Annotated in this window: 28 protein-coding genes; 23 read left to right on the top strand and 5 right to left on the bottom strand. The window is 46.9% G+C overall.

The genetic code is table 11. The features are described 5' to 3' along the window. The first annotated feature begins 184 nt into the window (after nt 1-184). Nucleotides 185-853: a response regulator transcription factor gene (locus EPO18_RS08065; protein ID WP_292432810.1), complete on the top strand. Its 669-nt coding sequence runs from the start codon at nt 185-187 to the stop codon at nt 851-853. Further along, nucleotides 850-2184 (top strand): ATP-binding protein, encoded by a 1335-nt coding sequence (locus EPO18_RS08060; RefSeq protein ID WP_292432808.1) that lies wholly within the window; start codon nt 850-852, stop codon nt 2182-2184. Before EPO18_RS08065 ends, EPO18_RS08060 begins: the two co-directional genes overlap by 4 nt. 5 nt (nt 2185-2189) lie before the next feature. Here EPO18_RS08060 and EPO18_RS08055 read toward each other — a convergent pair whose 3' ends face one another. Next, nucleotides 2190-3503, bottom strand: a complete 1314-nt coding sequence (locus EPO18_RS08055; RefSeq protein ID WP_292432806.1) for a TRZ/ATZ family hydrolase — start codon at nt 3501-3503, stop codon at nt 2190-2192. A gap of 59 nt (nt 3504-3562) precedes the next feature. Between EPO18_RS08055 and mtnA the strand changes: the two genes are divergently transcribed. After that, a complete protein-coding gene (gene mtnA, locus EPO18_RS08050; RefSeq protein ID WP_292432804.1) occupies nt 3563-4603 on the top strand; it encodes an S-methyl-5-thioribose-1-phosphate isomerase in 1041 nt (346 codons plus the stop codon). After that, complete coding sequence (gene cysZ, locus EPO18_RS08045) at nt 4593-5312, top strand: sulfate transporter CysZ (protein ID WP_292432803.1); 720 nt, start codon at nt 4593-4595, stop codon at nt 5310-5312. The genes mtnA and cysZ overlap by 11 nt, the downstream gene beginning before the upstream one ends. Before the next feature lie 75 nt (nt 5313-5387). Here cysZ and EPO18_RS08040 read toward each other — a convergent pair whose 3' ends face one another. Next, nucleotides 5388-6416, bottom strand: coding sequence for an STAS-like domain-containing protein (locus EPO18_RS08040; RefSeq protein WP_292432801.1), 1029 nt, complete (start codon nt 6414-6416; stop codon nt 5388-5390). A gap of 308 nt (nt 6417-6724) precedes the next feature. Here EPO18_RS08040 and EPO18_RS08035 point away from each other — a divergent pair, with 308 nt between their 5' ends. From EPO18_RS08035 to EPO18_RS08015, 5 genes are all read left to right on the top strand, one after another. Beyond that, the gene (locus tag EPO18_RS08035; protein ID WP_292432799.1) at nt 6725-6955 is read left to right on the top strand and encodes a type II toxin-antitoxin system HicB family antitoxin; all 231 of its coding nucleotides are present in this window, start codon (nt 6725-6727) and stop codon (nt 6953-6955) included. Beyond that, nucleotides 6956-7180 (top strand): type II toxin-antitoxin system HicA family toxin, encoded by a 225-nt coding sequence (locus EPO18_RS08030; protein ID WP_292432797.1) that lies wholly within the window; start codon nt 6956-6958, stop codon nt 7178-7180. Nucleotides 7181-7359: 179 nt separating this feature from the next. Continuing rightward, on the top strand, nt 7360-7749 hold the full coding sequence (gene tusD / locus EPO18_RS08025; protein WP_292432795.1) for a sulfurtransferase complex subunit TusD: 390 nt from the start codon (nt 7360-7362) through the stop codon (nt 7747-7749). A gap of 4 nt (nt 7750-7753) precedes the next feature. Continuing rightward, a complete protein-coding gene (gene tusC, locus EPO18_RS08020) occupies nt 7754-8110 on the top strand; it encodes a sulfurtransferase complex subunit TusC (protein WP_292432793.1) in 357 nt (118 codons plus the stop codon). A 186-nt stretch (nt 8111-8296) separates the two neighbouring features. After that, the gene (locus EPO18_RS08015) at nt 8297-8752 is read left to right on the top strand and encodes a ferritin-like domain-containing protein (protein WP_292432792.1); all 456 of its coding nucleotides are present in this window, start codon (nt 8297-8299) and stop codon (nt 8750-8752) included. Nucleotides 8753-9087: 335 nt separating this feature from the next. Here EPO18_RS08015 and EPO18_RS08010 read toward each other — a convergent pair whose 3' ends face one another. Continuing rightward, nucleotides 9088-9702, bottom strand: coding sequence for a TetR/AcrR family transcriptional regulator (locus EPO18_RS08010; protein ID WP_292432790.1), 615 nt, complete (start codon nt 9700-9702; stop codon nt 9088-9090). 210 nt (nt 9703-9912) lie between these two features. On the opposite strand from EPO18_RS08010, the gene EPO18_RS08005 reads away from it, so the two are divergent. The 9 genes from EPO18_RS08005 (at nt 9913) to EPO18_RS07965 (ending at nt 20308) form a co-directional block, all read left to right on the top strand. Further along, a complete protein-coding gene (locus EPO18_RS08005; RefSeq protein ID WP_292432788.1) occupies nt 9913-10929 on the top strand; it encodes an HlyD family secretion protein in 1017 nt (338 codons plus the stop codon). Nucleotides 10930-11086: 157 nt separating this feature from the next. Beyond that, a complete protein-coding gene (locus EPO18_RS08000; protein WP_292432856.1) occupies nt 11087-12649 on the top strand; it encodes a DHA2 family efflux MFS transporter permease subunit in 1563 nt (520 codons plus the stop codon). A 146-nt stretch (nt 12650-12795) separates the two neighbouring features. Beyond that, nucleotides 12796-13362: a YceI family protein gene (locus EPO18_RS07995; RefSeq protein ID WP_292432787.1), complete on the top strand. Its 567-nt coding sequence runs from the start codon at nt 12796-12798 to the stop codon at nt 13360-13362. Between the two features lie 38 nt (nt 13363-13400). Further along, nucleotides 13401-14009: a glutathione transferase GstA gene (gene gstA, locus EPO18_RS07990; protein ID WP_292432785.1), complete on the top strand. Its 609-nt coding sequence runs from the start codon at nt 13401-13403 to the stop codon at nt 14007-14009. 337 nt (nt 14010-14346) lie between these two features. Further along, a complete protein-coding gene (locus EPO18_RS07985) occupies nt 14347-14823 on the top strand; it encodes a formate dehydrogenase subunit gamma (RefSeq protein WP_292432783.1) in 477 nt (158 codons plus the stop codon). After that, nucleotides 14820-16373, top strand: a complete 1554-nt coding sequence (locus EPO18_RS07980) for a formate dehydrogenase beta subunit (RefSeq protein ID WP_292432781.1) — start codon at nt 14820-14822, stop codon at nt 16371-16373. The genes EPO18_RS07985 and EPO18_RS07980 overlap by 4 nt, the downstream gene beginning before the upstream one ends. 21 nt (nt 16374-16394) lie before the next feature. After that, nucleotides 16395-19244, top strand: a complete 2850-nt coding sequence (fdhF, locus tag EPO18_RS07975) for a formate dehydrogenase subunit alpha (protein ID WP_292432778.1) — start codon at nt 16395-16397, stop codon at nt 19242-19244. Further along, nucleotides 19237-20085, top strand: coding sequence for a formate dehydrogenase accessory sulfurtransferase FdhD (gene fdhD / locus EPO18_RS07970; RefSeq protein WP_292432776.1), 849 nt, complete (start codon nt 19237-19239; stop codon nt 20083-20085). Before fdhF ends, fdhD begins: the two co-directional genes overlap by 8 nt. Before the next feature lie 10 nt (nt 20086-20095). Further along, nucleotides 20096-20308, top strand: coding sequence for a formate dehydrogenase subunit delta (locus EPO18_RS07965; protein ID WP_292432774.1), 213 nt, complete (start codon nt 20096-20098; stop codon nt 20306-20308). A gap of 196 nt (nt 20309-20504) precedes the next feature. On the opposite strand, the gene EPO18_RS07960 is transcribed toward EPO18_RS07965, so the two are convergent. Continuing rightward, nucleotides 20505-20987 carry a C40 family peptidase gene (locus tag EPO18_RS07960; protein WP_292432772.1) on the bottom strand — a complete coding sequence of 161 codons (483 nt, stop codon included), beginning with the start codon at nt 20985-20987 and terminating at the stop codon, nt 20505-20507. Nucleotides 20988-21122: 135 nt separating this feature from the next. On the opposite strand from EPO18_RS07960, the gene EPO18_RS07955 reads away from it, so the two are divergent. From EPO18_RS07955 to EPO18_RS07940, 4 genes are all read left to right on the top strand, one after another. Next, entirely contained in the window at nt 21123-22079 is a 957-nt protein-coding gene (locus EPO18_RS07955) for an ABC transporter substrate-binding protein (protein WP_292432770.1), read from the top strand. Nucleotide 22080: 1 nt separating this feature from the next. Continuing rightward, the gene (locus tag EPO18_RS07950; RefSeq protein ID WP_292432768.1) at nt 22081-22827 is read left to right on the top strand and encodes an ABC transporter permease; all 747 of its coding nucleotides are present in this window, start codon (nt 22081-22083) and stop codon (nt 22825-22827) included. After that, nucleotides 22824-23546 (top strand): ABC transporter ATP-binding protein, encoded by a 723-nt coding sequence (locus EPO18_RS07945; protein WP_292432766.1) that lies wholly within the window; start codon nt 22824-22826, stop codon nt 23544-23546. Before EPO18_RS07950 ends, EPO18_RS07945 begins: the two co-directional genes overlap by 4 nt. Before the next feature lie 188 nt (nt 23547-23734). Beyond that, nucleotides 23735-23983: a hypothetical protein gene (locus EPO18_RS07940; RefSeq protein ID WP_292432764.1), complete on the top strand. Its 249-nt coding sequence runs from the start codon at nt 23735-23737 to the stop codon at nt 23981-23983. A 109-nt stretch (nt 23984-24092) separates the two neighbouring features. On the opposite strand, the gene EPO18_RS07935 is transcribed toward EPO18_RS07940, so the two are convergent. After that, entirely contained in the window at nt 24093-24545 is a 453-nt protein-coding gene (locus EPO18_RS07935; RefSeq protein ID WP_472850881.1) for a hypothetical protein, read from the bottom strand. Nucleotides 24546-24695: 150 nt separating this feature from the next. On the opposite strand from EPO18_RS07935, the gene mobA reads away from it, so the two are divergent. Then, complete coding sequence (mobA, locus tag EPO18_RS07930) at nt 24696-25295, top strand: molybdenum cofactor guanylyltransferase MobA (RefSeq protein WP_292432762.1); 600 nt, start codon at nt 24696-24698, stop codon at nt 25293-25295. The last annotated feature ends 412 nt before the right edge of the window (nt 25296-25707 follow it).

Below are 25707 nucleotides of genomic sequence, written 5' to 3'. Positions count from 1 at the left end.
TTGTATTAACGTCCATGAGAACACGGTAAGCTGTAGCTTTTTTCTAGAATTAACCACTATCCGATGTTACATTGCAGACAAAACTCCAGGTGAATCCTGCTATTGTTAATTTCTTTGTCACTACAGGCCCTACGCTCAATAATTAAAACAGAGCTATCTATTAATCCAGAATAAAGGGAATATCTTGCGCCTATTACTCATTGAGGATAATCACGACTTAGTCCGCATTTTAAAGAAAGCCTTGGAAAAAGCAGGTTTCTCGGTAGACGTTGCTTATGATGGCATTGAAGGCGAATATATGGGCAGTGAAGGTATTTATGAATTGGTCATCCTGGATTTAGGCCTACCCAAACGTAACGGTATAACCGTTTTGCAAAACTGGCGGGCTAACCGCAATAATGTCCCGGTACTCATACTGACCGCCCGAGATGCATGGCATGAAAAAGTGGATGGCTTTAAAGCAGGTGCGGATGATTATCTTGCAAAGCCTTTTCATACCGAAGAACTGTTGGCCCGCGTCAACGCCATCATTCATCGCGCCCATCAAAATCCTGGCGGCAAACTGCAAATAGGCGATTTGATTCTGGACGAAGATCGTCAGCGAGTCACATTAAAGACCGGCGTCATTCACGAATTGACCGGTACCGAATTCAAATTGTTACGTTTTTTTCTTCTGCACCCAGGCCAGGTTTTAAGTAAATCGATATTGATTGGGCAGATCTATGATTTTGATTCGGACAAAGACAGCAATGTGATTGAGGTTTACGTGAATCACTTGCGCCATATCATCGGCAAGCAACGCATTGAAACCCGGCGCGGACAAGGGTATGTGTTTAAAGAGATGTCTGAATGAAATCGTTACAGCTGCATTTGGGCATTGGCCTGTTTATCAGCCTCATCATCGTATTCATCACCTTATGGTGGCTAGGCAGTAGTTCAATTCGCTATTTGGCGGAAGAAGCTGTTGCCGAGCATATGGAAAATGATGGAGCGAATATACTCTCTGCAATTTCTATCAATGATGGCAATAACGTTACGATGGATATTAATCGAATGGAGCCTGTTTATCTTGAACCGTTTTCAGGCGACTATTATCAAGTCGTCGCCAGTGAACAGGTCATTCATTCTCCCTCGTTAGTGGATCAAAATCTTGATATTCAGACGCTACCTGCCGGAGAAATAAGTAAACTTTATGTTACAGGCCCAAAGCAACAACCTTTACTTGTTATGGTGTACGGCTATAGCAAAATGAACCGAAATATAACCATTGCAATAGCTCAGGATTTGACACCGACCTTGGCGCGTATAGCCATATTTCAGTATCGATATACATTAATCTCGCTGGTTTTATTGCTCTTATTGATTGCTGCGCAAGTTATCATTTTGCGCATGGGGTTTTATCCGTTAGCACGCATACAAATGCAGATCAAGGCACTAGAACAGGGTGAAATAGCTCAACTTGACACCAATGTTCCGCAAGAAGTGGCTGTATTGGTGAGGGAATTTAATGGGTTGCTGACTGTAATGGAGCAACGTTTGCAAAGATCGCGTAATAGTCTGAGTGATCTTGCCCACGCGTTAAAAACCCCTTTAACGATATTGCAGCAACTATCGCGAGAAGAAGTCTTACAGTCAAATCCAGAGGCCTGGGATACTTTACAAGCGCAAACCCAAAATATGCAGAAAACAATGGAGCGTGTCCTTAAACGGGGACGTCTGGCCGGCGGAGGTTCAGCGGCTTTAAAGTTTGATATTCAGGGCGAAATATCCGCATTAATTTACGCCTTACAAAACATATATCGGGACAAAAACCTTTCCATTACTTTTTCCGCGCCGGAAACTGTAGGCTTATTTATTGATAGGGAAGATATGTTGGAATTGGTTGGAAACCTGCTTGATAATGCCTGTAAATGGGCTAAATCGACCGTTGCAGTCAGTCTTACTACCAATCAAAAGATTCATCTTGTCATTGAAGATGACGGTCCCGGCGTTTCCGAGGATGATCTTGCCCGGCTGGCCCAGCGCGGTACCCGGCTGGATGAAACCGTCAACGGTCATGGCCTGGGTTTGTCAATTGCACGAGTTATTGTAGAGCAACACGGAGGCCAACTTAACATGGGACGATCAAACAAGTTAGGCGGGTTTTTTGTGGAGATTTTATTTGGCAAGTCTAAGATAGAGTAGCTTTGTTATTTCGCCAACCGCTCCCGCCACTCGGCGATTTTGATCCTCAACTCATCAATATTAACAGTAGTCAGATGGCGCTGTTTTAACAAGCGTTTGCCCGCCACCCAGACATCGGTGACTTGCTGGCGGCTGGCAGCGTAAACAATCTGCGAAATCGGGCAATATAACGGTTGGGTTTCCAGATGCGATAAATCAACGGCAATCACGTCGGCGGCTTTGCCGATACTTAACGATCCTGTTTCATGGTCCAGGCCTAAGGCCTTGGCCCCGTTGATGGTCGCCATGCGCAACGCAGTCATGGCAGGAATGGCGCTGGCGTCCCCGGCAACAGCTTTGCCGAGCAACGCCGCGGTGCGCATTTCTCCGAACATATCCAGATCGTTGTTACTGGCCGCGCCGTCGGTGCCCAAAGCCACATTGATACCTGCCGCAATACATTTGGCGACCGGGCAAAAGCCGCTGGCCAGTTTTAAATTGGATTCCGGGCAATGCACGATATGAGCACCGGATTCTGCAAACCGGGCGATTTCGTTATCGGTTAACTGAGTCATATGCACCGCTATGAATGACGGGTCGATCAGGCCGAGTTCATGTAATCTCTGCAAGGGGCGCTGGCTGGTTTTCTCCTGTTCCTGTTGGACTTCATGCAGTGTTTCATGGACATGCATATGAATCGGCAGTTCCAGCTCATCGGCAATGGCTTTGATTTTTTGCAACGGTTCGTCCGACACTGTGTACGGCGCATGCGGAGCAAAGGGCGTGGAAATCAACGGGTGGTGGCGAAGTTGATCATGCAGCGCCAGACCCTTTTCAATATAGGCGTCGCTGTTTTCGGCCCAGACCGTCGGGAAATCGATGACGATCAAACCGACACTGGCGCGTATGCCGTGATGTATCGCCTGTGCTGCGGTGATTTCAGGGAAAAAATACATATCATTGAAGCAGGTCGTTCCACCCAAAATCATCTCGGCTATTGCCAGATCGGTACCGTCTTTGACAAACGCTTCAGTCATCCATTTTTGCTCCAGCGGCCAGATGTGGTTTTGCAGCCAGTCCATCAGTTGCAAATCATCGGCAATACCTCGCATTAACGTCATCGCCGCATGGGTGTGGCTGTTGATTAGGCCGGGCAGCAGCGCATGGTTTTCGAGATTCTCGGTGGTCGTACCCTGATATTTTTGCTTGGCAATTTCAGTAGGTAGTAGATCGATAATTCGACCGCCATCGATAACCAGCGAATGGTGTTCATAGGTTACGGATTCCGGTTCAACGGGTATAATCCAGCGAGCGTGGATGAGGGTATCGACAACTGTCATAAGATATTCCTGTATTGGGTTGCCAAATTATAACTTTTTACCATTGGTTTTTGATAAAAATGACTATGCAAAACAACGAAACTGTACAAGCCTTGCAATGGACAGGAAATGCCTTAAAAGTGCTGGATCAGCGGCAATTGCCGGAAAAAATCGTTTACGATGAATATAAGGATGCTGACGGTGTAACCGAAGCGATTGTAAGCATGCGTGTTCGCGGTGCGCCGGCTATCGGCATAGCCGCTGCTTACGGGGTGGCGCTGTCGGTCCGCAAGCACTACGCTCAATCCAATCATTGGAGGCAAAAAGTCACAGCCGATATAGACATGCTGGCTAAGTCCAGGCCAACGGCGGTTAATTTGTTTTGGGCGCTGGATCAGATGAAGGCCCAATTGGCCAAGCAGCATGATAATCCTCCTGCGGCTATCTTGACTTGCGCAGAAAAAATTCATGCCGATGATCTTGTCGCCAATCACAAAATGGGTGAATTGGGTGCGGATATTCTGGTCGGCGCCAAAGGCGTGATGACGCATTGTAATGCCGGGGCCTTGGCAACAGGCGGTTACGGCACCGCATTGGGCGTTATCCGTAGCGCTTATCGAAGAGAACCTATCAAAGTGTATGCTGGAGAAACCCGGCCTTGGCTGCAAGGTGCGAGGCTGACCGTTTGGGAATTATCGCAAGACGGTATTCCGGCAACTTTGGTCGCCGATTCGGCGGCGGCATGGCTGATGAAATCCGGCGCTATCGATTGGATAGTCGTTGGCGCAGACCGCATTGCCGCTAATGGCGATGCAGCCAACAAAATCGGCACCTATTCCCTGGCCGTGCTAGCCAAACAGCATGGCGTAAAGTTAATGGTGGCAGCGCCTACTTCGACGATAGACTGGAATATCGAAAACGGCGACAAGATAGAGATTGAACAACGCAATCAGAATGAATTATTGCCCGCCTGCTATATCAAAGACGGTTCCTTAGTCAACGCCTGGAACCCAGTCTTTGACGTGACCCCGGCGGAATTGATCTATGCGATTGTGACCGAACGCGGCGTAATATTAAATCCTTCCGAACATGGCGTGAGAGGTTTAAAAAATGCAATTTGATAAAAAAGGCAACAATCCGGTATTAGCCGTTAGCTTTTTGTTTAAGGGCCTGAAGCTGTTGAGCAGTCAGGAATTGCGTAAATTTATAATCATCCCAATGTTAATCAATGTAGTGTTGTACAGCGCCGCGTTAACCTTGGGTTATTTTTATATTTCGGATTTGATCGGCCAGTTTATCCCCGGCTGGCTGAGCTGGTTAAGCTGGATATTATGGCCGCTGTTTTTTATCAGCTTTTTTATCGTTGGATTTTTCACCTTTACGGTACTGGCAAATATATTGGCCGCGCCTTTTTACGGGAAATTATCCGCAAAAACGCTGGCGATGGTAAAAGGCCAAGCTTTAGCAACGGCTGAGCAGCCTTTGGTTAAAGTCCTTGTTGCGGAATCGAAGCGCATGGGCTATCTGCTGACCAGAGCCTTGCCGTTGCTGATATTGTCGATCATTCCGGGTATCAATGTCGTTGCGCCTTTTTTATGGGCACTGTTCGGGGCTTGGGGCATGGCGCTGGAATATCTGGCTTATCCGCTGGAAAATCAAGGTGTGTTATTTTCCGAACAGAAAGAGCTGGTCAAAAGCGTAAGGTTGGGTGCATTGAGTTTTGGCGGATTGGCGGTGTTGGGGCTGACTATTCCAGTGCTGAATATCATTGTCGCTCCGGCTGCGGTTATCGGCGCTACGCTTTATTTTAATGAGATTAAGCAGGATTGAGCTGTTAATAGTCTTAGTTGCGATAAAGTCACATCCCTGCACCGTATTGTCATACGTACCAGAAGCGCGACTAGCTCAGTTTTTAAATCCCGCCCGTGAAATCATCTGCTCAACTTCTTGACAGGTCTTTACGTAACTCAATTTAACGTCAGGATGCTGTTTGCTAAAAACCCGAAAAATCTCATCAGCAAAAGCCTGCCCAATCATTTCAACGCCTTCAAAATCAAACATAACTACTTTAAAGCGTTCAATTCGCGCTAATAACCGCTTTGCTTGAGAGCGGGAAATCAATTTTTCATGTCCATATTGCGCTAAACGCACGGGTACAACAGTTTTCGCAAAACTATAATCTTCGTCTGTAAAAGAATCAAAAACCTGCTTTATATTTCGATGTGAGTTGTTATTTAGCTGCATAGAAACAGTCGTTCCAGTGATAGGAAACTCATTTTCATCAATCCAATCCACTTCCTGTTCTTGCCGATGGTCATAAAACACATTTCCTGACAGAATCCAAAAACTATCAAACAATCGTGATGAAAAAAAGATACCTTCGCCGCTATGATTATCTGGATCGGTAGTTAATTTTCCTTTCGCCAATTCGAGCAAAGCCTGTCTTTCGTCCGTTAAATTTAAGATTCGCTGGATTTTCTTGAATATACCTTCTCCATTGTCGCGTATAATGATCTCGCAATTAGCGGCAGTTCTTATCAGATGAATATCAACTTTTGTCCCTGATGAGTGATCAATAGCATTATTGAGCATCTCGGTAAAACCATATTGCCAAATATCCATAACATTTTCTGACATCTGGCCTAATCTTGGCTCAATATCATTTTGCCAAACAACATGCTCTTCAAGCGATTTATTCAGCGCATAAGAATTTTCCCATCGTTCCAAAGCTTGCAAACTGTAATGCCTGCTTTGCGTTGTACCACTAGTTTGTAAATCTTTTTGCTCAACTAAAACTTGAATATGTTTATTAACTGCTTGACGAGATATATCAAATTTTTTTGCGGTCACATTAGCGATGTCTTTTGGATGATGCTCTACATTGGCAACAATAAATTTGCGAATCTCTTCTGTTCTTTTGCGTAATTTAGTCATAGTAATAATCCTATGGTCAACTTTAATTGAATTTATTGTCAACAAAAAATTGAATATTGTCAATTTATAGTCAGGGAGGCGAAGAATAATGCATCCTATCCCTTCGCACACAGCACTGATCCTGGGCGGAGCAAGGGTTGCAACCCCGCTCTTAACGTTTTCGAGAGCCATGCTTAACCAATGCAAAACGTCCTAGACAGGGCAACATGGCAATGACAGAAAACATATTTGGTCAATAACCAATGAGCCTATAGAATCCATATACTTATTTATTTTTTCCTACAGTATTAATTATCAGGATTTGTCGCATGGAACAGATTATTAATCTTCATATTGAAAAACTACCTGAAGGTGTTTATTTAGCTACCTCGGACGATATTTCCGGATTGATTGCTCAGGGACGGACAATAACCGAAACTTTGGAAATTGCGCGTGACGTAGCCAAGAAGCTTCTTGAGGCGCAAGCCGAGCATCATCAACTTTCCAATCTCAAGCAAACTGAGGATTCATTCGATTATCCGCTGGTTGTGGGCAGCTAAATGGGACAGTTGGGTGGTTTTTGTTATCGTGAAATCGTCAAACGATTAAAGCAGTTAGGGTTTCAATTCGACAGGCAAGCCGCAGGTAGCCACGAGATTTGGTACAACTCAAGCACCAGTCGTTATACAACGATACCCAATCATCCAGGCGATATGCCGGAAGGCACTTTGCGTGCTATTTTGAAGCAAGCGGGTATTTCCGTTGCCGAGTTTTTATCCCGATAAATGGGCAGTCATGTAGGCCGGAATAAGCCGGTTCGAGCGATAGCGAGAACTGGTGTTTCCGGCAAACATCATCCAAATTCGTCGGAAACACCACCTCGCGCTACGCGCTTGGATGGCCTTATTCCGGCCTACTATTTTTCAACGTAGCTTGTTGATACTGCAATGAACTATAAAACCCAATGAAATTCGCGATCCAAGTTAACGCCAGCCCTTACCAGTCCAATGCAGGATATACGGCGTATCAATTTATCAATGCCGCCTTGGCAGCTGGACACGAAATATTCCGGGTATTTTTCTATAACGACGGTGTCTATCATGCCTTCAAATACGCCACACCGCCGGATGACGAACTCCAGTTCACCGCGCAATGGAGCGAACTGGCAAGGCTGCATCAGGTTGACTTGGTAGTATGCATTTCCGCCGCGCAACGGCGCGGACTGTTATGTAGCGACGAGGCCAAGCGGCAGGGCAAACAGGACAATGATCTGGCCGACGGTTTTCGCATTTCCGGTTTGGGTCAGCTGGTTGAGGCCACATTGGAAGCCGACCGCTTTATCGTATTCGGGTGAGGGCATGAAAAGTTATTTGTTCGTTCTTCGCAAACCGCCGCATAGCGGCGCTCAAGTTCAGGAAATGCTGGATATTATTTTGATCACTGCCGCGTTTGACCAGCAAGTCAGCATTTTGTTGCTGGATGATGGCGTGTTTCAACTGAAAAACGGCCAGACTCCCGAAATTGCGGGCATGAAAGATACCGCATCCATTTTTAAAGCGCTGGAAATCTATGATGTCAACGACATTTACACCGAAGTGGAATCGCTACAGGAACGCGGTTTAAAGCCGAGCGATTTGTGTCTGCCGGTGCAAGAGTTTTACCGGAAAGATATAGCCGGGTTGATGAAACAGTTTGATGTGGTGTTTGCAGGGTAGGGCATTAATACCAAGCGATCAAAGGCTGATTCTGCATGATTAGTTATCCATACGAAACGGAATTGTTTATACTCAAACTCCATTAAAGATTGTAGCGGTGCCGTATATCGCTATCAGGATTTTGATGAATATCTAAACAGAAGCTACTTAACGTTAGATGGCGCTTTTTTACAAAGGAGAATCGACATGAACGATCAAGAAAAGCAAAAGGCTATAGAAATTCTTAACCTTATTATGGAGCTTGAATTGGCAGGAGTTGTTCGATACACGCATTATTCTCTTATGGTTTATGGCTATAACCGCATTCCAATTGTTTCCTGGCTTAAAAGCAATGCTGACGAGAGCCTTGTTCATGCGCATAAAGCGGGCGAACTGGTGACTTTGTTGGGAGGGCATCCCTCCCTTAAGATCGGCCCTTTGTTGGAAACTGCCAAGCATGATATTGGCGATATTCTAAGAGAAAGTTTGGAACACGAGAAAACAGCGGTAGCCGCCTATTTTGAATTGCTTAAACTCTCTGAAGGAGTTTCAGTGCTGCTGGAGGAATATGCACGGGAAATGATTGTAGGGGAAGAGCTACATCTTGACGAAGTGAATAAAATGCTGCGAAAACCGGGCGACGTTCAGCCGTTTAATCCGTAAGCCTTTCAGCAGTTAGAAAAATAGAACGCTGATGACGCGGATTGGACTGATAAACACTGATAAATTGAATGTAAAAATCCGCGTAAACCCGTCCAACCTGTGTCATCTGTGTAACATTCTGGTAGCGCTTTACAAAACACCCACTGCACGTCGCAAATGCGGTATAGCCAATGCGGTATTATTAGCGGCATTGTTGAAGTTACCATGCGTCGCACAGTGCGCAAATCTTCCGTTTTAAGCATGTCGGTATTCGGTGCTTGTTATTGATGGTGTCTTCCAGTGTTTCCGCTGTAGCCGCCGAGGCATTAAATAATTAATGCGCCGATTAAATGATTTTATGACGTAGCATAAAGCATACTCCGCATGTAAAAAGCAATGACTCGTGAGACCAAGCGTTTTTTTTCGTTAATGGAAGGCAATGGTGTTTCCATCAACAGGCAGCGCACGTGTAAATCGCCTCTCAGCATGCTGAAAAACGCATCTGCCGCGAATACCGGGTCATCGATATTAAAACGTTTGCCTGCATTTAGCTGCCGAAAATAATCTTCTAGCTGTGTCAAAGCCGCTTGCGGACCGCTCGCATAGAATAATTGTCCAAGCTCCGGGAAATCAGGGCTTTCCGCTACCACCAACCGGTAAATGGCCAGCGCATCTTCGGAAAAAATCAGATCCACCGCGGATGTTGCGATTTGGGTCAGGGTGTTTTCCACATCATCCGATTCGATAGTAACCTGAGACATGGTTTGCAATAAAGAACCGCAAAGGTCTGAAATGACCGCTGCGAGCAGGGCATTTTTGCTGTCGAAATGATTGTAAAGTGTCGCCTTGGAAACCGGTGCGGCCTGGGCGATTTTTTCCATGCTCACGTTTCGGTAGCCGTGCGCCAGAAACATCCGGGTTGCTCCACTAAGAATGGCTTGGCGCTTGGGGTCGTTGGGTTCTGAAGTCATTTATTTGTTAAATTTAAAAGTGACGGTGTTATAGAGTTAGAAAAATTACCACGAAGACACGAAGGACACGAAGTTTTAGGGAAAAGTGCAAAGATAATCGAGGACATAAAAACACTCCTTCGCGTCTTCTTGGCGAATTCATAACTTTTTGCGTAAAAGCAGGCAATACGTTAGACTAAACTAAACCGTTTAGTTTATCAAGGTCGTTTTATGCTCCGCTTTCGTTCTGTTTTACTGATTTTATTGATAGGCATTCCTTTAGTTGCAGGAACCGGCTATTGGTTGTTTGACCGTCAGCATTATGAAGTCACCGATGATGCTTATTTACAAAGCAATATTGTGTTAATCAGTTCCAGGGTGCAAGGTTATGTGACGGAGATAGTCGTCAATGACAATCAGGCCGTCAAGCAAAACGATGTTCTGGTAACAATTGACGATCGGGATTATTTGGCTAAAGTCCTTCAGGCGGAAGCTAATGTCAATGCGGAAATAGCGCACATTGAGCGTTTGCGTGCGATGAAAACTTCCCAGCGGGCGCATATTGAAACTGCCGGCGCCAACATAGTGGCAATGCAAGCCAAGCGAGAGCAAATACAAAAAGATTTGCAGCGTTTTAATAACCTGATCGATCGCGGTTCGGCGGCTAGGCAATCTTTGGACAAAATTCAATCGGAGTCTAAACAGGCAGCGGCTGAACTAAGAGGTTCACAGGCTTCAGCTAGCGCCGAACACAGTCAATTAGCCACTCTCGATATTGAAATCACCGAAACCGAAGCGCGCCTGGAAAATGCCCAAGCGCAATTGACCTTGGCGAAAATCGATCTGGAACATACTAAGGTTAAAGCGCCGATTGACGGCATTATCGGTAATCGCGGCGTGCAAGTCGGGCAATTGGTTCGTCCCGGCGTTGCGTTGGCTTCACTAGTGCAGAACAGCAAAATCTGGGTAGAGGCGAATTTCAAGGAAACCCAACTGGAACACATGCGCTTGGGTCAGCCTGTTACTATTAAACTGGATGCCTATCCCGATCTTGAACTAACCGGTAAAGTGGACAGTTTTTCACCGGCCAGCGGTTCCGAGTTCAGCATCCTGCCTGAAGAAAACGCGACCGGCAACTTCACCAAAATTGTGCGCCGCGTACCGGTAAAAATAGCTTTCGATTCGGCCGAGCATCTCCAGTTGTTGAGGCCGGGCTTGTCGGTTGAAGCCAAAGTCAAAGTGCATTAATTCTAAAGTCCACTAAAAGCACGAAAGCCACGAAATATATGTATTTCAAATTCCAACTTTTTGGCAACAATCTAATGCTTGGTATCTGCTTGAATCTTTTCGTGCTTTCCGTGTCTTTCGTGGACAAAATTAATTTTTCCAGGTTAATCCCGTGGCAATGACAGATCAACAGTCCTCAGAAACGCCGCTGACCTTGGGCCAGTGGATCGGTTTTTTCAGCATGGCGATTGGCGTGTTTATGGCGGTGCTGGACATCCAGATTGTCGCCAGTTCCTTGCAGAAAATCCAGGCCGGGCTGTCCGCTACCAAAGATGAAATTGCCTGGGTGCAGACTTCTTACCTGATCGCCGAAGTCATCATTATTCCGTTGTCCGGCTGGTTGGGCCGGGTTTTTTCGACCCGCTATTTATATGTCATCTCGGCAGGCGGTTTCACCCTAGCCAGCCTGCTTTGCGCATTCGCCTGGAATCTGCCGTCGATGATCGTGTTCCGCTGTTTGCAGGGCTTTATTGGCGGCGCGATGATTCCGATGACTTTTACCGTGATCTTCATTTTATTCCCTCCACGCTTGCAACCGGCGATGACCATCGTGCTCGGTTTGATTGTGACGATGGCGCCGACTATCGGACCAGTGCTGGGAGGTTTTCTTACTGAAACCTACAGTTGGGAATTGCTGTTTTTGATCAACATCATCCCCGGCGTAATAGTTTGTATGGCGGTATGGTGGTATCTTGATATTGATCAACCTGATTGGGCGCTGTTGCAGAAAATCGACTTTGTCGGCATAGCCCTGATCGCTGTTTTTTTAGGCAGTATGCAGTTTGTGTTGGAAGAAGGCGCAAGCAAACAGTGGTTTGAGGATCACCTGATTGTCGCGTTGACCTTTGTCGCCGTGATCAGCGGTATTGCGATGCTGGTTTGGGAATTAAAAAATCCTCACCCGATTATCGATCTTTATGCATTCCGCAATATTAATTTTGCGGTAGGTTGCGGTTACAGTTTCGTGCTGGGCGTGGGGCTTTATACGATCATTTATTTGACGCCGATTTACCTGTCCAGCGTTAAAGGCCTTAATAGCCTTGAAATCGGTTATTACTTAATGGTTGTCGGGATATTTCAGTTGCTCTCGGCGTTTATTGCAGGGCCGTTGGAGAAGAAAATGGATTTGCGTTGGATGCTGTGCCTGGGGTTTGGCCTATTTGCTTTGGGCTCATGGCTGAACGGCTATTTAACCGCCGAATCTGGCTATTGGGAATTCTTTTGGCCGCAGGCTATCCGGGGCAGCGCTTTAATGCTGTGCTTTCTGCCGATCAACACACTGGCTTTGGGCCGGTTGCCGGTCGAAGAAGTCAAAAACGCCAGCGGACTTTATAACTTGATGCGTAATCTGGGCGGCGCGATCGGCCTTGCAGTTGCCAATACACAAATGGTTTATTTTACCAAAGCGCATTATGCGATTTTGCGCGAATCGGTTACTGCAACCAGCTACCATGCACAGGAAATGCTGGAAGGATTAACCGCATCGATGTCGCAAATGAATTTGCCTGATCCTGATTTGGCCGCGTTAAAGCAAATCACCGGGTTTGCGTTGCGGGAAGCGGAAGTGATGACTTTTAATATCCTGTTTCAGGTTATCGCCGTTATGTTCTTGGCTTCTCTTACTGTTGCGCCTTTTTTAAAAAAAGTCGATGGGGAAAAGATGGCTGCTATTCACGAGTGAAGTAGGGCGCGCCGTGCGCGCCTTCTGGATTGACGCTTACTTTTTAGCCTCTTTCTGGCGCGCACGGCGCGCCCTACGTAAGTTCTGTTGACGTTTGCCAAAATTTGGCGGACATTGAGCCTTCTTAAAGAAGCGGAGAATTCATTATGAACAAAACCATACTCGCCTTGATTATCGGCATTACATTGAGTTTACCTGTCACTGCTGCCGATTCTTATACGGTCGATTCCAGGCATACATTTCCCAGCTTTGAAATCAATCACCTGGGTTTTTCAATTCAGCGGGGGCGCTTTAATCATACCAGTGGCAAAGTGATGCTGTCTCCGGAATCGGCAACCGGCAATATCCAAATAGCTATCGACACGGCTTCGATCAATACCGGGCTTGCCGATCTCGAAGAACACCTGCGAGGCAAGGATTTTCTTGATGCCGAGAGCTATCCGCAAATTACTTTTACATCGGATAAATTGAGCTTTAATAAAGATAAACTCGTTGCCGTTGATGGTAATTTAAGCTTGCATGGTATTACCAAGCCGGTGCATTTAGTGGTAGATTATTTTTATTGCGGAATGAATATGATCGCAATGAAAAACGTTTGCGGCGCCAACGCAACCACGGCAATCAAGCGATCCGATTTTGGCGTAGACAAATATGCGCCGGCCCTTGCTGATGAAGTCAATATCGAGATTCAAATTGAGGCGATTAAAGACTGATCGGCTTTGTTTGTTAATACAGCTCATAGGAGAAAACCATGAAACTTTATTACAGTAAAGGCGCATGTTCGCTATCTCCCCATATTACAGCCTGTGAAGCGGAACTGCCGATTGAATTGGTCGAAGTTGATTTGAAAGCTAAGCGCACCAAGACCGGAGAGGATTTTCTGCTGATAAATCCTAACGGTTACGTGCCGGTACTGATCCTTGATGACGGTAACAAGCTAATAGAGGGTCCTGCTATTGTTCAGTATCTTGCAGATCAGGCGCCGGATAAAAAATTAGCCCCGCCGGCAGGTACGTTCGAACGTTATCAGTTGCAACAATGGCTGAATTTTATTTCAACCGAGATTCATAAAGGAGGGTTTGGCCCTTTGTTTAATCCGGCTATGCCTGAAGCCGCAAAACGAATAATGATTGCTTCGTTGACGTCGCGTTTGGAAACTGTCGCAGAGCATCTTTCAAGCCGGGCATTTTTGTTAGGAGAGCATTTTACAGTGGCCGACGGCTATATGTTTGTCACTCTGCGTTGGGGCGCTTATGTCAATATCGATATTGCCCGTTGGCCGGTACTCGCGAACTATGTCGCTAAAATTTCTGCGCGTCCCGCAGTACAAAGAGCGTTAAAGGAAGAAGGGCTTATTTGAATTAATTGTTGTTTTGGACTTAAAACGACTTGTAAGGGGGCAAGGGACAGTTCACGACCTACACTTGTTAAGGTACAGTTAGTAAATAATTAAGCATAAATGTGAACAGTCTGTTGCACAAAAGAGAGTAAATCATTTTAAGATACTGAATTTAAAAAATATTGATTATAAATAAATACATAACTGACGTTTTTTAAAATACTCATACTTTTTACCGGCTTTATGCCATTTTTACACTCAAAATATCTTGTGCTATGCTATCCGGCACACTTAGATATGCAACAGTCAGGAACAGCCGTTGTGTTAATCAGGATGGATTCTCCATATTGAGATGACCATGACAGAATCAGGCACCACGCAAGCAACCGTGCAAGAAATAATTGCCGCACTTAAAGACAAGCCCGGCGCGCTTTTACCTATTCTGCATGATATACAAAATGCTATGGGCTATATCCCTGTTGAAAGCGTCCCGTACATCGCAACAGCGCTGAATCTTTCTCGTGCAGAAGTACACGGCGTGATCAGTTTTTACCACTATTTCAGAGACACGCCACCGGGCGAGCAAACCATTCATCTTTGCCGTGCGGAATCTTGTCAAGCCATGGGCGCAAGACAATTGGAAGAGCATGTCAAAAGCAAACTGGGCATTGATTTTCATGAGACTACCGCAGACGGTAAGTTCTCTTTAGAGCCCGTGTACTGTTTAGGTAATTGCGCCTGTTCACCGGCTATGCAAATCGGCAAGGAAATTTACGGTCGCGTGTCAGCGGACAGCTTTGATGCTGTCATTAATAATACAGAGGCATCCGCATGAGTAACACTATTTACGTTCCTTGCGATTCCAGCGCTGTTTCACTGGGCGCTGATCGCGTTGCTGCGGCTATTGCTAAAGAAGCCGCAAAACGCGGTGTTGATATTAACCTGGTCCGTAACGGTTCAAGAGGTATGTACTGGCTGGAACCGCTGGTTGAAGTGGCGACCGCCAAAGGGCGCGTGGCCTACGGCCCTGTTCAGCCTAGCGACGTGCCCGGTTTGTTCGATGCCAATTTTACCCAAGGCGGCGCACATGCGCTAGGTTTAGGCCTGACGGAAGAGCTTGATTACTTCAAGAAACAGCAACGCCTGACCTTTGCCCGGATCGGTAAAACCGATCCGGGCAGCTTGACTGATTATGTTGAAAATGACGGCTATCGCGGTTTAAAAAATGCGCTAGCCATGACTCAGGAACAAATCGTCCAAGCGGTAACCGATTCAGGTTTACGTGGACGCGGCGGCGCGGCGTTTCCAACCGGCATTAAATGGAAGACGGTACTAAACACCGCATCGCAGCAAAAATATATCATCTGCAATGCCGACGAAGGCGACTCCGGCACATTTTCCGACCGCATGGTCATGGAAGGCGATCCTTTTGTATTAATCGAAGGTATGACGATTGCCGGTTTAGGTGTCGATGCAACGCAAGGTTATATCTATCTGCGCATAGAATACCCTCACGCTTTTGATGTGCTTAATGCCGCGATTGCAACTGCTTACGAAGCCGGTTATTTAGGCGAGAACATTCAAGGCAGCGGCAAAACATTTAACTTGGAAGTAAGACAAGGTGCGGGTGCTTATGTCTGCGGAGAAGAAACCTCATTAATGGAAAGCCTGGAAGGTAAGCGCGGCCTGGTGCGCTTCAAGCCGCCGTTGCCAGCTATCAAAGGCTTATTCGGCCAGCCCACCGTAGTCAACAACGTTATTTCCCTAGCATCAGTGCCGGTTATTCTGGATAAAGGCGGCGATTATTACCGCGATTTCGGTATGGGACGTTCTCGCGGCACATTGCCTGTACAGCTGGCCGGCAACATCAAGCGTCCCGGTTTGGTCGAGCTGGGCTTTGGTTTAACTTTACGCGAGTTACTTTACGATTTCGGCGGCGGCTCGGCTTCCGGACGACCGATTCGCGCAGTCCAGGTAGGCGGCCCGCTCGGCGCTTACCTGCCCGAATCGCAATTTGACACCCCCTTGGATTATGAAGCCTTTGCCGCCATATGGGCGGTAGTAGGACATGGCGGCATTGTCGTTTTTGACGACACAGTCAATATGGCTAAAATGGCCCGCTATAGCATGGAATTTTGTAAAATTGAATCTTGCGGCAAATGCACACCTTGCCGCATTGGCTCCACCCGTGGCGTAGAAGTCATGGACGACATTATTAACGGTCGCAACCTCGATAAAAACATCCCTTTGTTACGTGATCTTTGCGACACCTTGCTCAACGGCTCCCTCTGTGCATTAGGTGGTATGACGCCTTACCCTGTACTGAGTGCTTTAAATCATTTCCCGGAAGATTTCGGGATAAATGCCAAAGCTACAGCCGCCTGATAATGATTAGAGGAGTTTAAAATGTCGATTAATAAAGAGAAAGATTTTGGCACACCAGCCGCTGCCTCCGAAAACATGGTTACGCTGGAAATTGATGGTTTTCAGGTCACGGCTCCGACAGGAACCTCAGTCATGCGAGCGGCCGCGAGCATCGGTATTGAAATCCCCAAATTATGCGCAACCGACAGCATCGAACCGTTCGGTTCCTGTCGGCTGTGCGTGGTGCAGATAGAAGGCGGCAGGGGCATGCCCGCTTCATGCACGACGCCGGTTGCCGAAGGTTTAAAAATCGTCACCCAGAATAAAAAACTGGCCGATGTGCGTCGCGGCATCATGGAATTGTATATTTCCGATCACCCGCTGGACTGCCTGACCTGTTCAGCCAATGGCGATTGCGAACTGCAAGATATGGCAGGTGTTGTTGGTTTGCGTGAGGTGCGCTACAACCCAATCGAAACGCATCTAAAAGCCGAAAAAGACCACAGCAACCCCTACTTCAGCTTCGACCCCAGCAAATGTATCGTTTGTTCGCGTTGTGTCAGAGCCTGCGAAGAAACCCAAGGTACCTTTGCGTTGACCATCGACGGTCGCGGCTTCGATTCCAAAGTATCACCCAGCCAAAACCAGCCTTTCTTGGAATCCGAATGCGTCTCTTGCGGTGCTTGCGTACAAGCTTGCCCAACCGCGACACTAATGGAAAAATCGGTGATCGACAACGGTCTGCCGGAACATGCGATAGTAACCACCTGCGCTTATTGCGGCGTCGGTTGTTCATTCAGGGCGGAAATGAAAGGTGAGCAAGTCATCCGCATGGTGCCGCATAAAGACGGCAAAGCCAATCACGGCCATTCCTGCGTCAAGGGTCGTTTTGCGTTCGGTTACGCCACGCACAAAGACCGTATCACCAAGCCTATGATCCGCGCCAGTATTAAAGACGCATGGCAGGAAGTCAGCTGGGAAGAAGCCATTAATCATGCCGCGTCGGAATTAAAACGCATCCAGGCAAAATACGGCAAAGACTCCATCGGCGGCATCACTTCTTCTCGTTGCACCAACGAAGAAGTCTACATCATGCAAAAGCTGATACGCGCCGGTTTTGGTAATAATAATGTCGATACCTGCGCGCGGGTTTGCCATTCGCCTACCGGTTATGGATTAAAACAAACCTTCGGCGAATCATCCGGTACCCAGGATTTCGACTCGGTCATGAAAGCGGATGTCATTATGGTGATTGGCGCGAATCCTACCGATGGGCATCCGGTATTCGGTTCGCAAATGAAAAAACGCCTGCGTCAGGGTGCAAAGCTGATCGTAATTGATCCGCGTGAAATCGATCTGGTTAAATCGCCACATGTTAAAGCCAGCCATCACCTGAAATTGCGTCCAGGCACTAATGTCGCGATGATCAATGCGCTCGGGCATGTTGTCGTTACCGAAAACTTAATCGATGAGGCTTTTATCAATGAGCGTTGCGATGTAGCTGCTTTTGCCAAATGGAAAACCTTTATTGCCGAGGAACGCAACTCACCGGAAGCTTCCGAATCCGTTACCGGTATTCCAGCTGCCGAGCTTCGGGCCGCCGCACGGCTTTATGCCACAGCAGGCAATGGCGCGATTTATTATGGTTTGGGCGTAACCGAACACAGTCAAGGTTCCACCACGGTTATCGGCATTGCCAATCTGGCGATGGCTACCGGCAGCCTGGGTCATGACGGTGCTGGCGTAAATCCGTTACGTGGGCAAAATAACGTACAGGGTTCTTGCGACATGGGATCATTCCCGCATGAGTTCCCCGGTTATCGCCATGTATCCGATCCTGTAACGCATCAGCTGTTTGAAAAGGCATGGCAGACTGAGCTTAGCTCCGAACCTGGCCTGCGTATTCCGAACATGTTCGAGGCGGCGCTGGACAAAAGCTTTATGGGTCTGTACTGCGAAGGTGAGGACATTGCTCAATCCGATCCGGATATTAAACATGTTCATGCCGCGTTACGGGCTATGGAATGCGTAATCGTTCAAGATATATTCCTGAACGAAACCGCCAAGTTTGCTCATGTTTTCCTGCCTGGTTCGTCCTTCCTGGAAAAGAACGGTACCTTTACCAATGCCGAACGCCGTATTTCACCGGTGCGCAAAGTCATGTCGCCGTTGGCCGGTTACCAGGATTGGGAAGTCACCCAAATGTTGGCTAATGCAATGGGTTATCCGATGAATTACAGCCATCCGTCGGAAATTATGGACGAAATCGCACGGCTTACGCCGAGCTTTACCGGCGTAAGTTATGAAAAGATCGAACGCCTCGGCAGTGTGCAATGGCCTTGCAACGATGAAGCGCCTGAAGGCACGCCGATCATGCACACCGAGCATTTCCTGCGCGATAACGGCAAGGGCTTGTTTATGCTGACCGAATTTGTTCCAACAGCAGAACGCGTAACCGCCAAATATCCGTTAATTCTGACTACCGGACGTATTTTGTCGCAATACAATGTTGGTGCTCAAACACGCCGCACTGAAAATGTCGCCTGGCATTCGGAAGATCGTCTGGAAATTCATCCGCATGATGCCGAAGATCGCGGCGTAAAAACTGGCGATTGGGTAGGCATCAAAAGCCGTGCAGGTGAGACTGTGCTGCGCGCCTTGGTTAGCGACCGTGTGCAGCCCGGCGTTGTTTACACTACTTTCCATTTTCCTGAGTCCGGCGCCAACGTGATCACGACCGATAATTCCGATTGGGCGACCAACTGTCCTGAATACAAAGTGACGGCCGTGCAAATCACCAAAGTCAGTCAGCCTTCGGAATGGCAGCAAGAATACAGCGCGTTTACAGAAAAGCAGCTCGAACTTCTGGAGCAAGGCATAAGCCATGACTAACAGCAGTGCCGCCGCGCTGCCGTTAGAATTAGGCTGGCCCAGTTATCAACAAACCATCGTTGATCGCTGGCGAGATGGGCAACATGAACAGAGGCAAGACTATATTGCCGAAGAAGTGCCTATTTCTTTGATTTACAACGGGGTGCCGCATGTCGTCATGCTGGCAACCCCAACCAATCTTGAAGAGTTTGCGCTGGGTTTCAGCATCACCGAAGGGATTATTAAAAATCCGCAGGAGTTATTATCTGCACGGGTTTATAACCGCTCAAACGGCATCGAAGTCCAGATAAAAATTCCGGAGCAACGTTTTCAATGTATGTCCGACAAAGGCCGTAATTTAACCGGCCGTACCGGTTGCGGTTTATGCGGCGCGAGCACTTTAAAGCAAGCCATTCGCCAACCGGGCCCGGTTGGCGGCGGCTTGACCCTGTCTGCTACGGAGCTGCGTTCCGCCTTAACAGACATCAAGCAACACCAAAAACTTAACCAGTTAACCGGCGCCGTGCATGCCGCTGCCTGGGCTGTTCCAGGACAGGGTATTTTAGATGTCAGGGAAGATGTAGGACGGCATAACGCGCTGGATAAATTGATCGGTTTTTTATTGCGTACCGGCAAAGATTTATCTTCAGGTTTTATAATTGTTACCAGCCGAGCCAGTTATGAAATGGTGCAAAAAACAGCCTGGGTCGGCATTACGCTGCTTGCAGCCATTTCCGCACCTACCGGTTTAGCCATACGTCTGGCTGATGAGGCAGGCCTCACCTTAATCGGTTTTGCCCGTGATGATCAACATGTGATTTATACCCATCCGCAACGCTTAACCCATAGCAACTATCTGTGATTAATTAACAATGAAAATAGAAAGACTGATCAAAATGGCCAACGATATAGGCAATTTCTTTAACTCTGAACCCGACAAAGAAATCGCTGCGGAAGGCATAAAAAATCACATTTTAAGGTCATGGGATCCAAGAATGCGTAAGGCGATTATTACTTATTGCCAGGAAGACGGCTCTGAATTAAGCACTTTGGTTAAAACCGCCATCACCAAGCTTGCTGCTTAAAAATAGAACACGGGATGACACGGATTTGACGATGAGCGCTGATAAAATCTTAAAGCGCTTTAAACAAGATGCATAACGAACTTGGGCTTTTTTAAAAATCCGTATAAATTCGTCTAATTAGCATCATCCGTATTCTATTTTCTAACTGCTTCGTGGTTACAAATAATCTCCAATAATCCATATCCCCACAATGCCGCTATGGGCGGCGCGCGCAACTAAACCGATTCCCCCAATAACGATCTTTAAGGTTGGACACCATCACCTTTCCGGTACGCCGGCTAGGCGCATGAATGAAATCATCGTTACTGATATAAATACCGACATGAGAGAACGGCTTGCCGTCGGTATTGAAGAAAACCAAGTCGCCGGAGTGAAGATCGCTTTTCGGAACTTCTGTAAGCGATTGGGCCATTCCCTGAACCGTACGCGGTAATGCTATGCCCTGGCGACCATAAACATGCTTAACAAAACCGCTACAATCGAAACCTTCTTCGGGCGAGCTTTTGCCGTAATGATAAGGTGTACCCTGCAAACTCAGTGCATAACCGACCATTGGCGAATAATCCGCAACCGGTTTTGTTTCAGGAGTACTTGCGCAACCGGAAACCAAAGCTATTGCTGTGAGCAAAACGCCCCGGATAAAAAAACAGCGATAGTTTTTAGTGGCGGAGTTGTTCACAAATTCATAGCCCTTGATGGTGAGTAGAAATTGCCTATAAGGATAAGTCATTGCATGGAAATTACAATCATCCTCGCGCCAAGCCTTGCGTCCAGATAGAATAGGCGGCTTTCACCTCGTATTGAGACAGCTTTTATGAAAACTAAGGTCTTTTTTATCTGCCTGTGCCTGTTTGCGTCATACAGCAGTTATGCTGCGGAAAAAACCGTTATTCGCATTGGCGTTCAGGCTTCCGGCACGGTCGATTGGGAATTGACGGCTTTACAGGATAATCCGTCAGCTGATTTTCAGCTGGAGATACACCATCTAGCCAATACGGAAGCCGGCAAGATTGCGCTACAGTCCGGTGCTGTCGATATGATTGTGTCAGACTGGATTTGGGTTTCCAGGCTGCGCGCGACCGGTTCCGATTTTACCTTTTACCCTTATTCAAACACCTCGGGCGCTCTGGTGGTGGCAAAAGACAGTCCTATCCATTCGGTGAAAGACCTCAAAGGCAAACGTCTGGGGATTGCCGGGGGCGAGTTGGACAAAAACTGGCTATTGCTACAGGCCTTGGCCGGGCAAGAGCAGCTGGACCTTAATGCGTCGGTAGAAAAAGTCTTCGGCGCGCCGCCGCTGATCAACGAGCAAATCAAGCAAAACCGTGTGGATGCAGCTCTTACTTACTGGCATTTCGCTGCACGGCTTGAAGCCCAGGGCTATCGCCAGATAATTGACGGCAAAGGTATTTTAAAAGGTTTGGGCATTCAGGAGGATGTGCCCAGTCTGGGCTATGTATTTAAGCAAAGCTGGGCAAACGATCATAAACAAGCGGTCAACAGCTTTTTTAACGCCAGCAAGCAGGCTAAAAATCAGCTATGTACATCGGATGCCGCTTGGCAAAAAATCATCCCATTAACCCAAGAAGATGATTTAATCACCCTAGCCAAATTGCGTCAGCGTTATTGCGAAGGCGGTATTGAGCATTGGGGCGAACCGGAACAGCTGGCGGCAGGCCGTATTTATACGATGCTTCGTAAGTTAAGCGACAATCAGTTAACAGGGCAATCAGAGAACCTGCAACCCGGTACATTTTGGTCGATTGAATAGTTTGTTTCACTTTAAGAATTTCTTATCAACGCTGTCCTTGCTGGCTTTCTTAGCCATCTGGCAAGGACTGGCTGTCTATTTAAACAGCAACACCTTGCCGACACCGGAAGCCGTAGCTCACGTTTTCTGGCAGGGCTGCGTGTCGGGGCAACTGCCTTTTCATTTAGGCGTTACCTTGCTCCGGCTGGTAGCCAGTTTTACTATTGCGATGTTGCTGGGCTGCGCGATTGGCATAGTGCTGGGACGTAATAAAAAGCTTGATGCATTTTTTGATAACTGGCTGGTGATTTTTTTAAACGTTCCGGCGCTGGTCACTATTATCTTGTGCTATGTCTGGTTCGGGCTGGTTGAATCGGCGGCGATACTCGCTGTGGTTATCAATAAGCTGCCCAATGTCATTGTCACGATCCGCGAAGGCACGCGCACCTTAGATCAGGATTTACTGGAGATGGCGCGCTGTTATCGTTTCGGCAAACGTAAAACCCTGGTTCATGTGATTTGGCCGCAACTGCATCCGTTTGTGATGGGCGCAACCCGTTCGGGTCTGGCCTTAATCTGGAAAATCATTCTGGTGGTCGAGTTATTAGGCCGCAGCAACGGTATGGGCTATCAATTGCATTTGTTCTTTCAACTGTTCGATGTTGCCAATATTCTGGCTTATACCATCGCTTTTGTTGCAGTCATTCAGCTGATAGAGCTGCTGGTTCTAAAACCGCTGGACAAAAAAGCTATGCGGTGGCGCAGATGACCGACATCCAAATCAATATCAAAAACAAAACCTATCCAACAGCGGCAAAGCCAACCATCGCGAACCTTAAGCTGTCGCTAAACTCAGAGGAATTTATTTGTCTGGTGGGTCCTTCCGGCTGCGGTAAAACTACGCTGTTGAATATTATTGCCGGGCTGGATAATGATTACGATGGCGAGATATTGGTTGGACAGCAACACACGCATCCCAAGATCGGCTACGTTTTTCAGAATCCGCGGCTGCTGCCTTGGCGGACGGTTAGGGAAAATATTGAATTGGTGCTGGATGGGCCTGTCGATGTCGTTGACGCATTGCTTGAGGTTATGCAATTAGCGCAATCGCAACATGCTTACCCCGAGCGATTGTCCTTAGGCATGAGCCGCCGGGTATCGATCATCAGGGCGTTTGCCGTCGATCCGGAGGTGTTGCTGATGGATGAGCCGTTTGTGTCGCTGGATGCGCCAACCGCAAGGCAAGTCAGAGAGCTGTTAGTAAAACTTTGGCAACAACGCCCGCACACGGTTCTATTTGTGACTCATGATCTGCGCGAGGCCATTGCGTTGGCCGATCGATTAATCTTTTTGTCGGCAGCACCTATGCAGGTTGTTAGCGAAATCGTCGTGCCTATCTCCCGAAGTGAGCGTCACAGTGAACTGGCTATTGAATCATTTAGGCAGCAGTTGCTACAAAATCATCCTGAAATAAAACAACTTTTGTGACGACTTTGAGGCTCAAAAACAGTTGCGGATTCGGCTAAAATACCCGATACTCTTTGGCCGTCAAGCTTTGTTATAGAAGATTCACGTCAGGCTATCCTGCCTGACGCCATTCGGGTCAATGCAAATCGGCTTTCCTGCCGATTTGTCCAGCGGGGCTTGCTGTACAAACTACCCAAGGTTAATATCATATGAAAAAAATAATTATCTTAGGATTGGCGACGGCTTTTATTGCATCGGCTTCATTAACTGCATCTGCTGGAAGCGACAGCCAATATCCGGCTTCGGATTTTCAACCTAAAGTCGTCTATATCGATAAAGATGCTGTCACGTCTTCAGCTACATGTAAATGCCCAGCTCAAAAGCCCGCAGAAAAAGAAGCCGAATTTGATCCTAAATACCCGGCCGCTAACTTCATTCCCAAAGTTATTTATCCATAACCCTGCTTTTTAAAAGGCGTATCTTTAAGCAGGATTGACCTTTTTTGTATCAGGCTTAGGCTTCGGCCAAAACAACAAAGGGCGACTAAAGTCGCCCTTTGTTGTTTTTTTATTTTACAAAACAGTTTTTTTCAGCATATTGCTCTGCGTCTTTAAGCCGTTTTCTTAAATCTTTCGATTGAGTCGGGTCGCGCATGGCCGCAGCTGCATCGCCTGTTTGACCTTTAGTTAAATAAGTAAAGGTTTTCGCGGCTTCGTATTCTGCGAAGTTCAATTTTTCAGCAATTTTGTCAATTTTGCAGCCGCAGGCATATTGAGTGATGTAAGTCAGGCCGCCGTGTTGCGCTACACAGTTTAAAACATATTCAACACGGTCGCGGGTAGGGTAGTCGCTGATAAAAGGCGCGGGTTCAGCTTGTTCAACCGGTTTTTCCGGTTCCATGGCGCAACCTGAAATAATCGCAGCTAATGCAAGGCTCACGGCGGCATGAGTTGTACCTAAGATAGGGGGGCGCATGAAGCTGTTGACGAAAAGAGAGGGCGTGGAGTATTTAATTTTCATTGGCGATTTTTATTCCTAATAAGTCAGAAAGTGAAAAAATAGATTGATCAAGCAAAATAAGCGATGCCGTATGCGCAACTTGCAATAAACGCCAAGCTTGCGAGAATAGCCTATCAGTTGAATAATTATTGATAATCAAAGCTTACCATTATGAACAGTCAAACAAAAGTAGCAGGCGTGATTCTTGCCGGCGGTCGCGCGCGGCGCATGGATAGTCGGGATAAAGGCTTGGTAAATTTTAAAGGTCATCCGATGATCAGTTATGCGATATCTGCGATAGCTCCCGTTGGGGATTGTGTGTTTATCAATGCCAATCGGAACATTGATCAATACCGGCAATTTGGATGGCCGGTAATTAGTGATCAAACCGACAGTTTTGACGGCCCTTTGGCCGGCATATTAACTGCGATGATTCATGCCGATGCCGATGTCTTGGTAGTCATGCCTTGCGACTCTCCATTGATTAAAACGGAACATTTGAAGAAGTTGCTATCGACTCGCTTGGAAAATAATGCCGATGTCGCGGTCGCCTTTGATGGAAAAATGTTGCATCCGGTTTTTTGCGTGATAAAGACCACGTTGCAAACCAGTTTGCAAGATTATTTAGCCACCGGTCGGCGTAAAGTGGCGGATTGGCTGATACAGCAGAATTTAGTGCAGGCAGATTTCAGTAACGAGCCGGAAATATTCAGCAATATTAATACCATGGATGAATTGTTTGAGCTGGAGGGGGCCAATCTTTCCAGTTAGAATCGGGCGAATCTTTTGGGATGAGGATGATTTGAAAATAGATAAAAGTTTTATCGATGATTGTAAAATAACGTTGCGGCGCTTACCAAGATTATTTAATGAGTAAGCCCTGTAAAGGCTAACGCGTTTGTTGAACTGTTGCGTGCTGATAGCTTTAATACTCGGCAGATATCAGCTGAGTGAAAAAGGAGGGCGCTGATTAGATAGGTTTAAACGGATTGAAAAAAGCCGAAGCCAAATTCGTTATATTTCTTAGTTATGAAGAAGTTCCGTTTTATTCACTCTTAGATTCAACTCATAAGTGCAATCGACACAGAGCAACTTTGTCCAGTATTTCAAACGTAACGTCTGCTTTCAAATAGTTTTTGGCATTTTCAATGGATTTCAATTTTTCATAAGGTGTCATCATGCA

It is taken from the genome of Methylobacter sp. (genome assembly GCF_004322395.1).
GTDB lineage: Bacteria > Pseudomonadota > Gammaproteobacteria > Methylococcales > Methylomonadaceae > Methylobacter_A.
The sequence above is the reverse complement of the archived record's forward strand: the minus strand, read 5'-3'. Positions and strand labels throughout refer to the sequence as shown.

Excerpts from the sequence above, each read along its gene's own strand:
- EPO18_RS08060 (WP_292432808.1), top strand. The coding sequence starts at position 850 with ATGAAATCGTTACAGCTGCATTTGGGCATTGGCCTGTTTATCAGCCTC.
- EPO18_RS08055 (WP_292432806.1), bottom strand. The coding sequence starts at position 3,503 with ATGACAGTTGTCGATACCCTCATCCACGCTCGCTGGATTATACCCGTT.
- mtnA (WP_292432804.1), top strand. The coding sequence starts at position 3,563 with ATGACTATGCAAAACAACGAAACTGTACAAGCCTTGCAATGGACAGGA.
- cysZ (WP_292432803.1), top strand. The coding sequence starts at position 4,593 with ATGCAATTTGATAAAAAAGGCAACAATCCGGTATTAGCCGTTAGCTTT.
- EPO18_RS08040 (WP_292432801.1), bottom strand. The coding sequence starts at position 6,416 with ATGACTAAATTACGCAAAAGAACAGAAGAGATTCGCAAATTTATTGTT.
- EPO18_RS08035 (WP_292432799.1), top strand. The coding sequence starts at position 6,725 with ATGGAACAGATTATTAATCTTCATATTGAAAAACTACCTGAAGGTGTT.
- EPO18_RS08030 (WP_292432797.1), top strand. The coding sequence starts at position 6,956 with ATGGGACAGTTGGGTGGTTTTTGTTATCGTGAAATCGTCAAACGATTA.
- tusD (WP_292432795.1), top strand. The coding sequence starts at position 7,360 with ATGAAATTCGCGATCCAAGTTAACGCCAGCCCTTACCAGTCCAATGCA.
- tusC (WP_292432793.1), top strand. The coding sequence starts at position 7,754 with ATGAAAAGTTATTTGTTCGTTCTTCGCAAACCGCCGCATAGCGGCGCT.
- EPO18_RS08015 (WP_292432792.1), top strand. The coding sequence starts at position 8,297 with ATGAACGATCAAGAAAAGCAAAAGGCTATAGAAATTCTTAACCTTATT.
- EPO18_RS08010 (WP_292432790.1), bottom strand. The coding sequence starts at position 9,702 with ATGACTTCAGAACCCAACGACCCCAAGCGCCAAGCCATTCTTAGTGGA.
- EPO18_RS08005 (WP_292432788.1), top strand. The coding sequence starts at position 9,913 with ATGCTCCGCTTTCGTTCTGTTTTACTGATTTTATTGATAGGCATTCCT.
- EPO18_RS08000 (WP_292432856.1), top strand. The coding sequence starts at position 11,087 with ATGACAGATCAACAGTCCTCAGAAACGCCGCTGACCTTGGGCCAGTGG.
- EPO18_RS07995 (WP_292432787.1), top strand. The coding sequence starts at position 12,796 with ATGAACAAAACCATACTCGCCTTGATTATCGGCATTACATTGAGTTTA.
- gstA (WP_292432785.1), top strand. The coding sequence starts at position 13,401 with ATGAAACTTTATTACAGTAAAGGCGCATGTTCGCTATCTCCCCATATT.
- EPO18_RS07985 (WP_292432783.1), top strand. The coding sequence starts at position 14,347 with ATGACAGAATCAGGCACCACGCAAGCAACCGTGCAAGAAATAATTGCC.
- EPO18_RS07980 (WP_292432781.1), top strand. The coding sequence starts at position 14,820 with ATGAGTAACACTATTTACGTTCCTTGCGATTCCAGCGCTGTTTCACTG.
- fdhF (WP_292432778.1), top strand. The coding sequence starts at position 16,395 with ATGTCGATTAATAAAGAGAAAGATTTTGGCACACCAGCCGCTGCCTCC.
- fdhD (WP_292432776.1), top strand. The coding sequence starts at position 19,237 with ATGACTAACAGCAGTGCCGCCGCGCTGCCGTTAGAATTAGGCTGGCCC.
- EPO18_RS07965 (WP_292432774.1), top strand. The coding sequence starts at position 20,096 with ATGAAAATAGAAAGACTGATCAAAATGGCCAACGATATAGGCAATTTC.
- EPO18_RS07955 (WP_292432770.1), top strand. The coding sequence starts at position 21,123 with ATGAAAACTAAGGTCTTTTTTATCTGCCTGTGCCTGTTTGCGTCATAC.
- EPO18_RS07945 (WP_292432766.1), top strand. The coding sequence starts at position 22,824 with ATGACCGACATCCAAATCAATATCAAAAACAAAACCTATCCAACAGCG.
- EPO18_RS07940 (WP_292432764.1), top strand. The coding sequence starts at position 23,735 with ATGAAAAAAATAATTATCTTAGGATTGGCGACGGCTTTTATTGCATCG.
- EPO18_RS07935 (WP_472850881.1), bottom strand. The coding sequence starts at position 24,545 with ATGAAAATTAAATACTCCACGCCCTCTCTTTTCGTCAACAGCTTCATG.
- mobA (WP_292432762.1), top strand. The coding sequence starts at position 24,696 with ATGAACAGTCAAACAAAAGTAGCAGGCGTGATTCTTGCCGGCGGTCGC.